Here is a 12,960-nt window from a genome sequence, read left to right on the forward strand (position 1 = left end):
ATCAGGTTGATAGGTTTGGGGTGGAAGCGTGGTGACACGTGGAGCTGACAAATACTAATCGGTCGAGGACTTAACCACAATTGTCTGCGAAGGCGTTTAGGCGCTGCAGCTGATCAATAAAAATGATATTTTGCTTCTTATTTGACTTCTATTTAGTTTTGAAAGAATGTTATACAAGTCTGGTGACAATGGCGAGAAGGTCACACCCGTTCCCATCCCGAACACGGAAGTTAAGCTTCTCAGCGCCGATGGTAGTTGGGGCAAGCGCCCCTGTGAGAGTAGGACGCCGCCAGGCAAACGAAGAGTACCTTAACTAGGTGCTCTTTTTTTTATGCAGAAAAGGAGTTTTTCGGGTAAAGTAAAAGTGGATACATATTACTCACTTACTAAAATTAATATATTCTGTACATAATGAGAATAGAAATTGGGCACTGCGTAGAGAGGAGCATACATAATGAATGAAGTACTAGCAACACTTACCTTTCATTTTGAAAACAAACGAAATGAGCAAAATGCGGAGCCGATGAAAAAGTATATGAAAAATTTGTTTCCCTTTCTTGGGATTAAAACACCTGAAAGGAACAAGCTGACAAAGCTTTTTTATCAGCAAAGTGGCATATTAAAGTTAGATTTTCAACATGATGTTGTACTCGAGCTATGGCAGCAGCCTGAAAGGGAATATCAATATGCGGCCATTGATTATATAGGAAGGTCGTTAAAGAAGCTTGTCAAAGAGGATCTTCCGTTTTTTGAGAAACTGATTACAACGAAATCGTGGTGGGATACAGTGGATATGCTTGCACAGAAGCCGGTCGGAACCATTGCTGAAAAATACCCTGAGGTCATAACGGAGAGTATTGATAGCTGGGCAATCAGCGAGAATTTATGGCTAAGACGAACTGCTCTATTGTTCCAGCTCAAGTACAAAGGCAATACAAACGAAGTGTTGCTATACCGTTATATTGAAAGCAATGCTGAAAGTAAGGAATTTTTTATCCAAAAGGCCATCGGCTGGGCCCTTCGTGAATATTCAAAAACACACCCGGAATCGGTTAGAGAGTTTATCAACAGCCACTCATTGGCACCATTAAGCATAAGGGAAGGAAGTAAATATTTACCGTAAAAGAATTTGCAACTTATGAAGTCGTTTGAATAGATTATTATGATGGCTCTTTGTATAATGGTAGTCACACAAGTTACAACTTGTAGTTTCTCTAAATAAAAAATGAATGACCAAGAAGCATTTTCTTAATCTGGGAAGGAGAATGATCCATGGTGAAAAAGAAAGAACATGAAACAGAAGCAGTTGGCAATTTATTAAGTACAATCAGAGTGAAGCTTGAAACGATGCCTGTCCGTAACAGCAAAATCATGAAGAGCTTTGAAATCCTGGATCGACTCGAAACATTGATTGGTAAGCAGCAAGATAAACTAGCGATAGAAAGCTCTGTAAATTTTCTATCATCCATTACACTGGCACCTATTAAGCCGGAAATTAATCAATTGAAGCAGCATTTAAGACTTGGTTTTGAAAGATAGATTTTTTTGGAAAAGCCTAAGCGAAGCGTTCTAATATAAAAAAAGTGGGGTTGTCATTGAGACAGCCCCATTTTTATTAAAATTTATATGTCCAGAATCGCTCTGTATTTATTCTTGTTAATACTTCAAGGTCACCTTGTTGATACTTTTCCTTCATATTCGCTACCATCAATTGTGCCTGTGAGGCATGTGATAAGATAGCGTCCATTTTCGTTTGTGCCACCTTGCTTACGTCATATACGATATCTGCTTGACCAATTTCCTCTTCACAGCCATGGGCAAAAGCAATGCAGTGCAGCTTCGGTCTTTTGCTCGCTGGTATTCGTTCCAACGTTTTTACTACAGCTGCCCCTGTTGCATCATGATCAGGGTGAACAGCATAACCAGGATAAAAGCTGATGACTAACGTTGGATGTACTTCCTCAATAATGGAAGTGAAATCTTGAATCAGCTTCTCCTCGTCCTCAAATTCAACCGTTTTATCGCGGTATCCCAGCATTCTTAAATCTTGAATCCCCAGTACCCTTGCCGCATTCTGCAGTTCCTTTTTCCGGATTAACGGCAATGACTCACGGGTAGCAAATGGCGGGTCACCCAAGTTACGGCCCATCTCACCGAGTGTTAAACAAGCATAGGTGACAGGAGTTCCATTTGCAATATGAGCGGCAATGGTTCCGGACGCACCGAATGCTTCGTCGTCAGGGTGGGGAAGAACAACTAAGACATGCTGTTCTTTTTCCATTTTATCCATTCAATCTAGCTCCTTACTATTGTTTTTTTACTCCGTCGTTCAAGTTATATACATAAGTTCGTGGCGATTTCGCCTATAGTTTGAGCGGTCATTTATTCAAAGGGCTTTAAGCTAATTTCAAGGCAGACAGCAAGTTTTCCTTGATAGTCATGGCCTGCTAATAGCAATCTCCCATCTGAGTCTACCTCAAAATGTGTAATACCTTCTGCATAAATCCAGCCAATTTGCGTTTTTAGGCCAACTCGGTAAGAAGGGCCGGTTCCTGCAATCTTTCCTCTCTCATATTGAACAAGTGCATTACGGATATAGGCTCCAGAGGAGAAGACTTTCTCATCGAAATGAGAAGCATATGCACCAGCAGTCGTTTCAAGATGAAGGTACACTTCCTGATTAGCATTTTTATCTATTTCTTTTTGGACTGTTTCTACGATAACTGGTTCCATTTTTTCAGCCTCCTTTCCCTTTCAGAATGGTTCATGAAAAAAACGATAGTTTTATCTTACTAAAAATGTGGCAGAAAAGCGAAATTTTAAGCTTGAATTTATGAGATGGAGGATTGATTCGTTCTTCCATAAAGGCGATGAAAGACAGAATTTAAGGGAAACACATGTTAGTTGTCCCTCATAACTGCAGTGAAGTACAAAAGGCGGGAAAGATCCACGAAAAATGTCCTTCAAAGGGCGTCTGAAGGACAAAATGTTGGGAGAACGGGCGTAAAATGTCCTTCATGGGACGTTTGAAGGACAAGAGGCGGGATATATCCGCATAAAATGTCCTTCATGAGCTGTCTGAAGGACAAAAGATAGGAAAAGTCCACAAAAAATGTACCTCAAAGGGTGTTTGAAGGACAAAACCCTGGCGCTATTTAAACAATAAGTCCTTCATCACTAGGATGAAGGACTTTCCCTCTATGAAATCTTCACTAATATTCTTCCACGTGCCTGGGCCTTTAATAGAATAGGGAGATTCTTCGGAAGCTCCTCAAGTGTAATTTCCTTTTGAATATTTTGTAACAGGTTTTCCGGTTTTAATTCGTCTGCCATACGATTCCAGACCTTTTCCCTGATCTCCATTGGGCAGTAAACAGAGTCAATGCCAAGCAAATTCACGCCGCGGAGGATAAAAGGAAAAACAGATGTTGGCACATTGCCGCCGCCTGTTAAACCGCTCACAGCAACAGAACCGCCATATGAAATTTTACTGATAATAGCAGCCAATGTTTCACCGCCGACAGGGTCAACGGCACCTGCCCATAGCTGTTTATCGAGCGCTTTGATTTTACCGTTATGTACATCTTCACGAGAAATCACTTCTGAAGCACCTAACGCACGTAGAAATTTATGCTCCGATTCTTTGCCGGTGCTTGCGACAACAGAATAGCCTAATTTGGCAAGCATTGAAACAGCTAAGCTGCCGACACCGCCGGTTGCACCTGTCACAAGGATTTTTCCTTTTTCAGGAGTCACCCCGTTATCCTCAAGTCTTTGGATAGAAAGTGCTGCAGTTAATCCAGCAGTTCCATACACCATAGCTTCCCGCAATGTCAGTCCTTTAGGAAGCGGGACAATCCAATCTCCAGGGATGCGAGCATACTCACTGTATCCCCCGAAATGGGACACACCGATTTCATAGCTTGTCGCAATTACTTCATCTCCCTCTTTAAAGCGGGGGTCTGAAGAGGTAACAACCGTACCAGCTAAATCAATCCCAGGTACAAATGGATAGGAACGGACAATTTTACCATCCGGTGTTGATGCTAACCCGTCCTTGTAGTTAATGCCGGAATAGGCTACCTTAATCAGTACGTCAGCCTCAGGTAATTCCTGCAATGTAACGTCCTTAATTGATACGCTGAAATCAGCTTCTTTTTTATCAACGATTAATGCTTTGAATGTTTCTGCCATCATGATAGCTCCTTTATTTTGAATCATGCTGAAAGGGCTTTCGAATTGCTACTGCCTTTTTCATTGCCAGGATTATTCCTCCAATGCTGTAAAGTTTCGTGGGCAATGTCTTATGAACCTTTTCCTCAAGTGCTAAGCTTATCAATTTTCGACAAACTGCCACAATTTTTTATGATTCCCTTCAGCAAAGCATTTTTTCCTATTCCATTATATCAATAAACTGCCCTTGGACAATGAGTAGAATGCTTTTATTTCTTGCTGTAAAAGTGAGATTTATTTTGTCAAAGGGTGGTTTTGTTCACAGGAAAGCCATATTCACCTTTTTTGGGGTGATAAATGTTACTGTCCATGCAGGAAATTAGCATTAGGATAGTGGTATGGGATTCCAATAAAGCATTTATCCACTGTTATAAAACAGGAAGGTATGGAATCTCAAACATAAAAAAGGAACCCATATTGGCAGTTATTTTCTTATAAAAAAACGCTGACAGGGCTGACCATTTCATTTTTAAGAAATGAAAGAGGTGAAGGATATGCACAGAAAGAGTTGTCCGGAGGAGTATCCCATTACGCTTATAGTGAATGGATATGAAGTAGCAGTATTTCAATTAACCAATCAGGATTTAGAGGACTGGGCTTATGGATACTTGTTTTCTGAAGGCCTGATTGAACATAGGAATGATATTCAGTCGCTTAAAGTCGATTCTGACTTTGGCGCCATTCGTGTTGTATTAGAGAGTGAAATGGACGCTGAGAAAATGCTTACAAAGAAAAAGCATTATACGGCAGGCTGTGGAAGAGGGGTCACCTTCTTTTCAATGACAGACGTCAAAAACTTCACGAAGGTTCAAAGTAAAAAAACATATAAGCTGAGTTACCTGTTAAAAATGCGGGCTGAATTCGCAAAAAACTCACCGCTTTATTTGGAAACAGGCGGCATGCATGGGGCTTGTATTGTAAATGAATCAGGGGACATGGTCATTCGGGAGGATATTGGCCGCCATAATGCGGTAGATAAAGTGATCGGCCACGCGGTAAGACAGGGTCTGAATCCAAAGAATTTAATTTTGCTGACAACAGGAAGAGTTTCTTATGAAATGCTCTCAAAGGCAGCTAAATTTGGATTTTCTATGATCGGCTCAAGAACAGCAGCGACAAAACAGGCCATCCAGCTGGCAAAGTACTTAAATATTGAGCTGGTAGGCTATTTACGGGGAAAAATGGCCATTGTCTATACATCAAAAGGCAGGGTCATCGATGATGTCACAGATCAGACGGGAACTCAACCTAATCTAAGGGTTCTACCATAAATGGGTTATTGAAAACTACTATGAGGTTCATTAAGTTAGGGGGAAAAGAAGCATGGAAGTAACCAGAAGGCAGTTTCTAAAAATATCTGGTGCCATGGCAGCAACACTTGCAGTTGTTGAGCTAGGCTTTGATGATAAAAAAGCAAAAGCAGCTTCAGGCAAGTTTAAAATTGCTCAATTAACACCAACGCCGACTATTTGTCCGTTTTGTGCAGTTGGATGTGGGATCCTAGTATATGCAAGTGAAACAGATGTTGTCTATACAGAAGGGGACCCGGATCATCCGATTAATGAAGGTACCCTTTGCAGTAAAGGGACAAATATCCGTCAGAAATATACAACAGATAAACGTTGGACAACACCAATGTACCGTGCACCGGGAAGCGATAAGTGGGAAGAAGTAGATTGGGAGTTTGCAATTGATAAAGTGGCACAAAGAATTAAAGAAACACGTGACCATACCTTTATTCATGAGGAAAACGGTGTGATTGTCAATCGAACAGATTCAATCGCTTATTTAGGCGGTGCAGCGCTGGATAACGAGGAATGTTATTTAGTGCAAAAGCTAATGCGCGGTGGTTTAGGACTATCCTATATAGAACACCAGGCCCGAATATGACATAGTTCAACGGTTGCCGGTCTGGCACCTTCGTTCGGTCGTGGAGCAATGACAAACCATTGGAATGATCTTCAATATGCAGATGTGCTTTTGGTTATTGGAGCAAACCCTGCTGAGAATCATCCAATCAGTTTTAGATGGATTACAAAAGCAAAGGAACATGGCGCGAAGCTGATTTCAGTTGACCCGCGTTATACTAGAACCTCACAAATGGCAGATATCTATGGCCAGCTTCGTTCCGGAACAGATATTGCGTTCGTGGGCGGAATGATTAAATATATTTTAGATAATGAGCTTTACCATAAAGAATATGTTGCCTCTTATACAAATGCTGCTTATCTTGTAGCTGACACATACAACTTCGAGGATGGTATGTTCAGCGGATATAATGAATCAACAAGAAGCTATGATAAGAAGCAATGGGCATTTCAAACAGATGAAGAGGGAAATGTTTTAACTGACCCAACATTAAGTGATCCACGCTGCGTACTTCAGCTGATGAAAAAGCATTATGAACGCTATGATGTGGATACAGTTGTTGGTGTAACAGGAACAGATAAGAAAACGTATTTAGAGATCTGTAAAACATTCGCAGGTACAGGCCAAGCAGGAAAAGCCGGCACCTTGCTTTATGCAATGGGAGGTACGCAGCATACGGTTGGTTCGCAAAACGTACGTATCTTTGCTGTTTTACAGCTTCTACTTGGAAATATTGGTATTTCCGGCGGCGGTGTTAACGCACTTCGCGGGGAATCAAACGTACAAGGTTCAACGGACTTTGGTCTTCTGTACCATAACGTTCCTGGATACATGGAAGTACCGACATCATCAGATACAACGTATCAAGGCTTCCTTGATCGTATCACTCCGAAGTCAGGTTATTGGGTGAATAAGCCGAAGTTTTATACAAGTATGCTGAAGTCACTTTATGGCGAAAGTGCAACGGCCGAAAATGAATTTGGCTACCACTGGATGCCAAAGATTGCTGCAAGTAAGAACTATTCCTATTTGCGCCTATTCGATGCGATGTACCGTAAAGAGCTTGAAGGGATGATCTTATTTGGTTCAAACCCTGTTGTTGGCGGTCCGCATGCAAGTGAAGGAAGAAAGTCATTAGCAAATTTGAAATGGCTTGTTGTGTGTGACCTTTGGGAAACTGAAACGGCGGCATTTTGGCAGGAGGAAGCGGGCTCAGACCCTAAAAAGGTGCAAACCGAAGTATTCTACTGGCCTGCCTGTGGATCAATGGAAAAAGAAGGTTCTATTTCAAACTCAGGCCGCTGGATGCAATATCGCTGGGAAGCAATTAAACCAAAAGGGCAATCCAAAACAGATTTGCATATTTTACATCTGCTTGCACTTCGTCTAAAAGAGCTTTATCAAGACAGTGCAAAACCAGCAGATATGCCGATCAAGGCACTCACATGGAATTATGGACCTGATAAGCACCATCCGGATCTTGATTTGATTAATAAAGAAATTAATGGTTATGACATGGTCACAAAGCAGCAGATTAAGGGCTTTGGTGATTTGAAAGATGATGGGTCTACATGCAGTGGTAACTGGATATACTGCGGCTTCTATCCAGGGAATGAAAACTTGGCAAAACGCCGTGACAATACAAATGAAGGCATGAGCAATTTCTTAAATTGGGCTTATGCTTGGCCGATGAACCGTCGTATTCTATATAACCGTGCAAGCGCCGACTTGAATGGAAAAGCATGGAGTCAGGACCGAATCGGAATTCAATGGGATGCCGTTCAAGGAAAATGGACAGGCTTTGATGTTCCTGACTTTGTTGCAACAAAGGGTCCGGACGATCCAACCTTTATTGATCCATTTATCATGATGGAAGGCGGAAAGGGAGCTCTTTACTCACCTAAGATGAACGAAGGCCCATTCCCTGAACACTATGAACCATATGAAAATCCGATTTCAAATGCTTTCTCAAGCGTTCAATTAAACCCTGCTGTACAGTTTGGTGAAGAGAAGCTGAGCATCAAAGGAGATGCTTCCAAATACCCGATTATTGCTACAACCTACCGTGTTTCCGAGCATTGGCAGTCAGGAACAATCACACGCAATATGCCGTTTCTTGCTGAGCTTGCACCGCATATGTTTGTTGAAATCAGTGAAGAGCTAGCAAAGGAAAAGGGTATTAAAAATAAAGATAAAATTATCATTTCGACGGTCCGTGATGAAATCGAAGCTTACGCAATGGTGACAAAGCGGTTCAAACCATTCAAGTTGAAGGACAAAACGGTTCACCAAATCGGAATGATATGGCAGTACGGCTTTAAAGGAATTGCAAAGGGTGCGATTGCAAACCGTTTAACTCCACATATTGGGGATGCAAACTCATTTATTCCAGAATATAAGGCGTTCCTATGTGATGTTAGGAGGGCTAAATAATGTCAGATTATGTAAAGTTTGTTGATGTGACGAAGTGCGACGGTTGCCGTGCCTGTATGGTAGCCTGTAAAAACTGGAATGACCTTCCTGCTGAACCAGAGGAGTTTCACGGAAGTATTCAATCACATGCAGGATTGACTGCAAATACTTGGAATGTAATCACCTATGATGAGCATGAAAGAAGTGATGGCAGCTTTGACTGGCTGTTCCGCCACTCTGCTTGCTTACACTGTAATACTGCGGGCTGTGAGATGGCATGTCCTGAAAATGCCATTAGCACAACAAAATTCGGTTCTGTTGTGATTGATCATGATAAATGTGTTGGCTGCGGCTATTGCGTACAAGGCTGTTACTTTGATGTGATTCAGCTTGCTACTTACAAAGATAAGAAGGGCAAGGAATACCGTTTAGCACAGAAATGCGATCTTTGTACAAGCCGCCTTGAAAACGGACTGCAGCCGGCATGTGTTACAGCCTGTCACACAGACTGCCTTGTATTTGGTAAGAAGGATGAGGTTCTTCGCGATGCAAAAGCTCGTTTAGCAAAGGTAAAAGAACGTTATCCAAATGCAAATATTTATAACCCGCAGGGAATTGACGGAACAACAACGGTATATCTTTTAGCAGAAAAGCCGTCTGTGTATGGACTTCCTGAAGATCCACAGGTAAAGCTGTCTCAGGTCATCTGGAAGGACTGGGCCCAGCCATTAGGTAAGCTCGCGGTTGGAGCAACTACATTTGGGGTTCTTAGTGCAATGGCAGTACAGGGTGCATTAAAACTGAAGAATAGAGGAAAGGAAGGTGAAGACCACCATGAAGGATAATCTGATGCAAATTGTAGATCTGATGAAGAACAAGGAAAAAAGAAAAATAAAAGATGGCAAGGTTAAACGCTTTACCATCCATTTTCAAATCTTTCACTGGGGGTTTGCAGGAGCCTACTTTGTTCTCTATTTATCAGGGCTAGCGATGTACACGGAGTTCTTTGACTGGCTGTATATATTATTCGGCGGCCCAGCAATGGCTCGTATCATTCATAGAGTTGCAGCCGTTATCTTTATCCTCATGCCAATCTATATGCTTGTTTTTGATAGAAAAAGCATGTCTTTATGGTTAAGAAATGCCTTTAAATGGGGCAAGCATGACATTAAATATTTAATGAACTTCCCATTTGATATGTTCGGCTTTAAAACAAAAAATCCGCCACAGGACTTCATCAGCGGCGGGGAAAAGTTAAATTCTCTCATGCAAATTGCAACATTCTTTATGTTTGTTGGATCAGGTATTGTCATGTGGTTCCCAGGTTATTTCCCAGGATGGGTGATTGATTGGTCCTATCCAATGCATAATATTGCGTTAGGTTTATCCTTGATGGTGGTAGTCGGACATATTTACTTATCCAGTTCGAATCCATCATCAAAGGCATCACTAGAAGGAATGACAACAGGCTGGGTTTCTGAGGACTATGCGAAGCATCACCACACAAATTGGTATAATGATATCGTTGAAGAAGAAAAGAAGCTTGATTTGGATCCTAAAAATGATCACCATAAAGGTGCATAATTAAAGAGTATAGAGTTAACTTAAAAGAGAATAAAGTAATTTTATAAAGAAAGAGAGGCTGACTCGTAGGAAGAAAGGTCAGACCCCCACAATACAATATCTAGGCATCAACAATTGGTTCCATTCTAGATATGTTTGTTTGTGGGAGTCAGGCAGCATTCTGAGTCAGTCTCTTTTATTTTGCGAAAGAATAACATGGGGTGAAGAATAGATGAAAACAGAAATTATCAGTCCGGAATATATGAAGCTGCAAGAGGAAATTAGCGTATTATATACACGATGGGTGGGGGCTTTATCACAGCAAACGATTGTGGAAAAAGAGAAACTAGATGTGAAGCAATTTCCGCTTCTTCCACAGATTGATTTACAGTTTAATGAAAAGGATTATCATTCTTTTTTACAGGACCTTTTTCAAGTCCTAAAGGAAAATAAACCGGAATTAAGCGAGGATTTAGCTAAAATCGAGGCTGGGTTAGACGATGAAACATTAACAAAATGGTTTCATGAAGCACTAATCGTCAATACGTATTATTTTGCTGACTGGGCTGAGAAACACCTTGTGCCTGAATGGCTGCCATTATATGCAGCCGAGCATGCCGTACGACCTTATTTGCAGAAATCTGCCATTGAGCTAAAGGATGAGCTTCCGAAGCAGGGTCATGCGGGTGGCTGCCCATGCTGCGGTGAGCCAGTACGTTTGGCGCTTATCAATAAAGATGGAAAAAAGGCGCTGCTCTGTCCGCGATGCCATACAAAATGGGAGCAGAAGAAGATTGCCTGCGCACACTGTGGATCTGATGCACAGGGTGAAGTAGTTGTATTAAAGCTTGAAGAGGATGAGCGTGCGGAAATTTATGCATGTAAATCATGTAAAGGGTATACTAAAGTAATTGATACTAGAAAAATGCTTGAGGTGCCTGCACCGGAAATTCTCGATTTACAAACGATTCATTTAGACTATATTGCGCAGGAAAATGGCTACGGATTAGCAGAAAACGAAAAGCATTAAGAGGTGAAGTGAAGTGAAGACAACGGCAATCATCCTTGCTGGGGGAAAATCAAGCAGAATGGGTACGAATAAGGCACTGCTTACACTAAATGGGAAAACCGTGATTGAAGGGATTGCGGAAAGCCTAGAAAAGACGGCAGATGAACTGCTTATTGTGACAAACACACCTGACGATTACAAATTTCTGCACCTGCCCATGACAGAGGACAAATGGAAGGGCATGGGGCCCCTTGCCGGGATTGAGGCCGGATTGTCTGCTTCGAAAACAGAGCATAATTTGATTGTGGCCTGTGATATGCCGTTTATCTCTGTTGATCTAGGGACCTATTTATTATCCTGTTTAGAGGACTACCAAGCGGCTGTACCGGAAATATCCGGACGGCTGCATCCTCTTTTTGCGGCTTACCGGAAGGATGTTAAGGGAGCCGTGACAAAAGCACTCGATGAAAACCAGCTGCGTATTAGACACTTTTTACATAGTATTCATGTTAAAATAGTAAAGAATGATTTACTAGAATCACTCGGTTTGCCTGATGAAGAGATTTACTTTTTTAATATGAATGACCGTAATGAATACGAGAAGGCGTTTACTATGTCGAAAAGGATAGGTAGTGAGATAGATGAAGTTTTTTCAGGTGAAAACAGTTGAGGAGACCTTTTCTCTCATTGAAGAAATGATCAAACCTCTAACAGAAAAAGAAACAAAGCCGCTACATGAAGCGCTAAATTACATATTGGCCGAGGATATTACGGTCAAGGAAAATGTACCGGCATTTCGCCGTTCGTCTGTGGACGGTTATGCTGTGAAGGCAAAGGATACATTTGGTTCATCGGAAAGCATGCCTGGATTTTTAACGGTAGCTGGTGAAGTGAAGATGGGAGAACAGCCGGAAAAGGCTCTAGCTGACGGTGAAGCCATCTATGTTCCGACAGGTGGAATGCTTCCAGATGAAAGTGATGCTGTCATTATGATCGAGCATTGCGAGGATTTAAGCGGGCTGTTGAATCTGTATCGCCAGGTCGCGCCAGGGGAAAATGTGATTTCCATCGGTGAGGACTTAAAAGAAGGTGAACAGCTTTTAACAGCAGGCATGAAGCTGCGTTCGCAGGAATTAGGAGCCTTGGCTTCACAGGGAATTAGAGAAGTAACCGTCTACCGGAAGCCTGTAATCGGTTATCTTTCCACAGGTGACGAAATTGTGCCGATTGAAACGCAGGAGCTTGCAATTGGACAGGTTCGTGATATGAATGGGATTACGATTGGCTCCCTTGTTTCTGAGTGGGGTTGTGAGTTTATTTATGGCGGAATTATCGAGGACAGCCGTGAAGAGCTGGAAAGACAGGCACAGGAAATGCTTGAGAGGGTGGACTGCTTGATTTTATCAGGCGGAAGCTCGGTTGGTACGAAGGATTATTCCGTAGAGGTCATCGATTCCCTTGGAACACCCGGTGTATTTGTCCACGGGGTATCGATTAAACCGGGGAAACCGACCATTCTGGCGTCAGCAAACGATAAACCAATCATCGGCCTGCCTGGACATCCGGCGTCCGCAATTGTTATTTTTCATCTATTTGGCAAAGCCATTTTACATAAGCTGCAGGGCTGGGTAAGAGAAGAAAAAAATCTGGCACGGGCCATCGTTACAAAGAATCTGCCGTCCACACCGGGCCGCAGTGATTATATTCGAGCGCGTCTCATCTATAAAGATAATCAATGGTACGCTGAACCTATCATCGGAAAATCTAGCTTGATCTCAACACTTGTCAAAAGTGAAGGCTTGATTGAAATTCCATCACGAAGCGAAGGTGTGCTTAAAGGCGACCTTGTTTCAGTCAGATTATTTGGGTGAGGT

At 42.1% G+C, this 12,960-nt stretch carries 12 protein-coding genes and 1 rRNA gene; 10 read left to right on the forward strand and 3 right to left on the reverse strand.

Annotated elements, in window-relative coordinates; translation table 11 throughout:
* Nucleotides 1–178: 178 nt before the first annotated feature.
* The 3 genes from rrf to ACHUFV_RS25950 all read left to right on the forward strand — a co-directional run bounded on the left by rrf (nucleotide 179) and on the right by ACHUFV_RS25950 (nucleotide 1,539).
* Nucleotides 179–295 (forward strand): 5S ribosomal RNA (gene rrf / locus ACHUFV_RS25940).
* Nucleotides 296–454: 159 nt separating this feature from the next.
* A complete protein-coding gene (locus tag ACHUFV_RS25945) occupies nucleotides 455–1,123 on the forward strand; it encodes a DNA alkylation repair protein (RefSeq protein ID WP_394239329.1) in 669 nt (222 codons plus the stop codon).
* Nucleotides 1,124–1,272: 149 nt separating this feature from the next.
* On the forward strand, nucleotides 1,273–1,539 hold the full coding sequence (locus ACHUFV_RS25950; protein ID WP_394239331.1) for a hypothetical protein: 267 nt from the start codon (nucleotides 1,273–1,275) through the stop codon (nucleotides 1,537–1,539).
* Nucleotides 1,540–1,615: 76 nt separating this feature from the next.
* On the opposite strand, the gene bshB2 is transcribed toward ACHUFV_RS25950, so the two are convergent.
* From bshB2 to ACHUFV_RS25965, 3 genes are all read right to left on the reverse strand, one after another.
* Nucleotides 1,616–2,281 (reverse strand): bacillithiol biosynthesis deacetylase BshB2, encoded by a 666-nt coding sequence (gene bshB2 / locus ACHUFV_RS25955; protein ID WP_394239389.1) that lies wholly within the window; start codon nucleotides 2,279–2,281, stop codon nucleotides 1,616–1,618.
* Nucleotides 2,282–2,382: 101 nt separating this feature from the next.
* On the reverse strand, nucleotides 2,383–2,733 hold the full coding sequence (locus ACHUFV_RS25960) for a YojF family protein (protein WP_394239333.1): 351 nt from the start codon (nucleotides 2,731–2,733) through the stop codon (nucleotides 2,383–2,385).
* A gap of 465 nt (nucleotides 2,734–3,198) precedes the next feature.
* On the reverse strand, nucleotides 3,199–4,197 hold the full coding sequence (locus ACHUFV_RS25965; protein WP_394239390.1) for an NADPH:quinone oxidoreductase family protein: 999 nt from the start codon (nucleotides 4,195–4,197) through the stop codon (nucleotides 3,199–3,201).
* Between the two features lie 530 nt (nucleotides 4,198–4,727).
* Between ACHUFV_RS25965 and fdhD the strand changes: the two genes are divergently transcribed.
* The 7 genes from fdhD (at nucleotide 4,728) to ACHUFV_RS26000 (ending at nucleotide 12,957) form a co-directional block, all read left to right on the forward strand.
* Nucleotides 4,728–5,504: a formate dehydrogenase accessory sulfurtransferase FdhD gene (gene fdhD, locus ACHUFV_RS25970; RefSeq protein WP_394239335.1), complete on the forward strand. Its 777-nt coding sequence runs from the start codon at nucleotides 4,728–4,730 to the stop codon at nucleotides 5,502–5,504.
* A gap of 52 nt (nucleotides 5,505–5,556) precedes the next feature.
* Nucleotides 5,557–8,535, forward strand: coding sequence for a formate dehydrogenase-N subunit alpha (gene fdnG / locus ACHUFV_RS25975; RefSeq protein WP_394239337.1), 2,979 nt, complete (start codon nucleotides 5,557–5,559; stop codon nucleotides 8,533–8,535).
* Nucleotides 8,535–9,359: a 4Fe-4S dicluster domain-containing protein gene (locus tag ACHUFV_RS25980; protein WP_394239339.1), complete on the forward strand. Its 825-nt coding sequence runs from the start codon at nucleotides 8,535–8,537 to the stop codon at nucleotides 9,357–9,359. The genes fdnG and ACHUFV_RS25980 overlap by 1 nt, the downstream gene beginning before the upstream one ends.
* Nucleotides 9,349–10,098, forward strand: coding sequence for a formate dehydrogenase subunit gamma (locus ACHUFV_RS25985; RefSeq protein ID WP_394239341.1), 750 nt, complete (start codon nucleotides 9,349–9,351; stop codon nucleotides 10,096–10,098). The genes ACHUFV_RS25980 and ACHUFV_RS25985 overlap by 11 nt, the downstream gene beginning before the upstream one ends.
* A gap of 211 nt (nucleotides 10,099–10,309) precedes the next feature.
* Entirely contained in the window at nucleotides 10,310–11,107 is a 798-nt protein-coding gene (locus ACHUFV_RS25990) for a formate dehydrogenase accessory protein FdhE (protein WP_394239343.1), read from the forward strand.
* Nucleotides 11,108–11,120: 13 nt separating this feature from the next.
* Entirely contained in the window at nucleotides 11,121–11,756 is a 636-nt protein-coding gene (mobA, locus tag ACHUFV_RS25995; protein ID WP_394239345.1) for a molybdenum cofactor guanylyltransferase, read from the forward strand.
* On the forward strand, nucleotides 11,743–12,957 hold the full coding sequence (locus tag ACHUFV_RS26000; protein ID WP_394239347.1) for a molybdopterin molybdotransferase MoeA: 1,215 nt from the start codon (nucleotides 11,743–11,745) through the stop codon (nucleotides 12,955–12,957). The genes mobA and ACHUFV_RS26000 overlap by 14 nt, the downstream gene beginning before the upstream one ends.
* The last annotated feature ends 3 nt before the right edge of the window (nucleotides 12,958–12,960 follow it).

It is taken from the genome of Niallia oryzisoli, assembly GCF_043641075.1.
Classification (GTDB): Bacteria; Bacillota; Bacilli; order Bacillales; family Cytobacillaceae; genus Bacillus_BD; species Bacillus_BD oryzisoli_A.

Excerpts from the sequence above, each read along its gene's own strand:
- ACHUFV_RS25945 (WP_394239329.1), top strand. The coding sequence starts at position 455 with ATGAATGAAGTACTAGCAACACTTACCTTTCATTTTGAAAACAAACGA.
- ACHUFV_RS25950 (WP_394239331.1), top strand. The coding sequence starts at position 1,273 with ATGGTGAAAAAGAAAGAACATGAAACAGAAGCAGTTGGCAATTTATTA.
- bshB2 (WP_394239389.1), bottom strand. The coding sequence starts at position 2,281 with ATGGAAAAAGAACAGCATGTCTTAGTTGTTCTTCCCCACCCTGACGAC.
- ACHUFV_RS25960 (WP_394239333.1), bottom strand. The coding sequence starts at position 2,733 with ATGGAACCAGTTATCGTAGAAACAGTCCAAAAAGAAATAGATAAAAAT.
- ACHUFV_RS25965 (WP_394239390.1), bottom strand. The coding sequence starts at position 4,197 with ATGATGGCAGAAACATTCAAAGCATTAATCGTTGATAAAAAAGAAGCT.
- fdhD (WP_394239335.1), top strand. The coding sequence starts at position 4,728 with ATGCACAGAAAGAGTTGTCCGGAGGAGTATCCCATTACGCTTATAGTG.
- ACHUFV_RS25980 (WP_394239339.1), top strand. The coding sequence starts at position 8,535 with ATGTCAGATTATGTAAAGTTTGTTGATGTGACGAAGTGCGACGGTTGC.
- ACHUFV_RS25985 (WP_394239341.1), top strand. The coding sequence starts at position 9,349 with ATGAAGGATAATCTGATGCAAATTGTAGATCTGATGAAGAACAAGGAA.
- ACHUFV_RS25990 (WP_394239343.1), top strand. The coding sequence starts at position 10,310 with ATGAAAACAGAAATTATCAGTCCGGAATATATGAAGCTGCAAGAGGAA.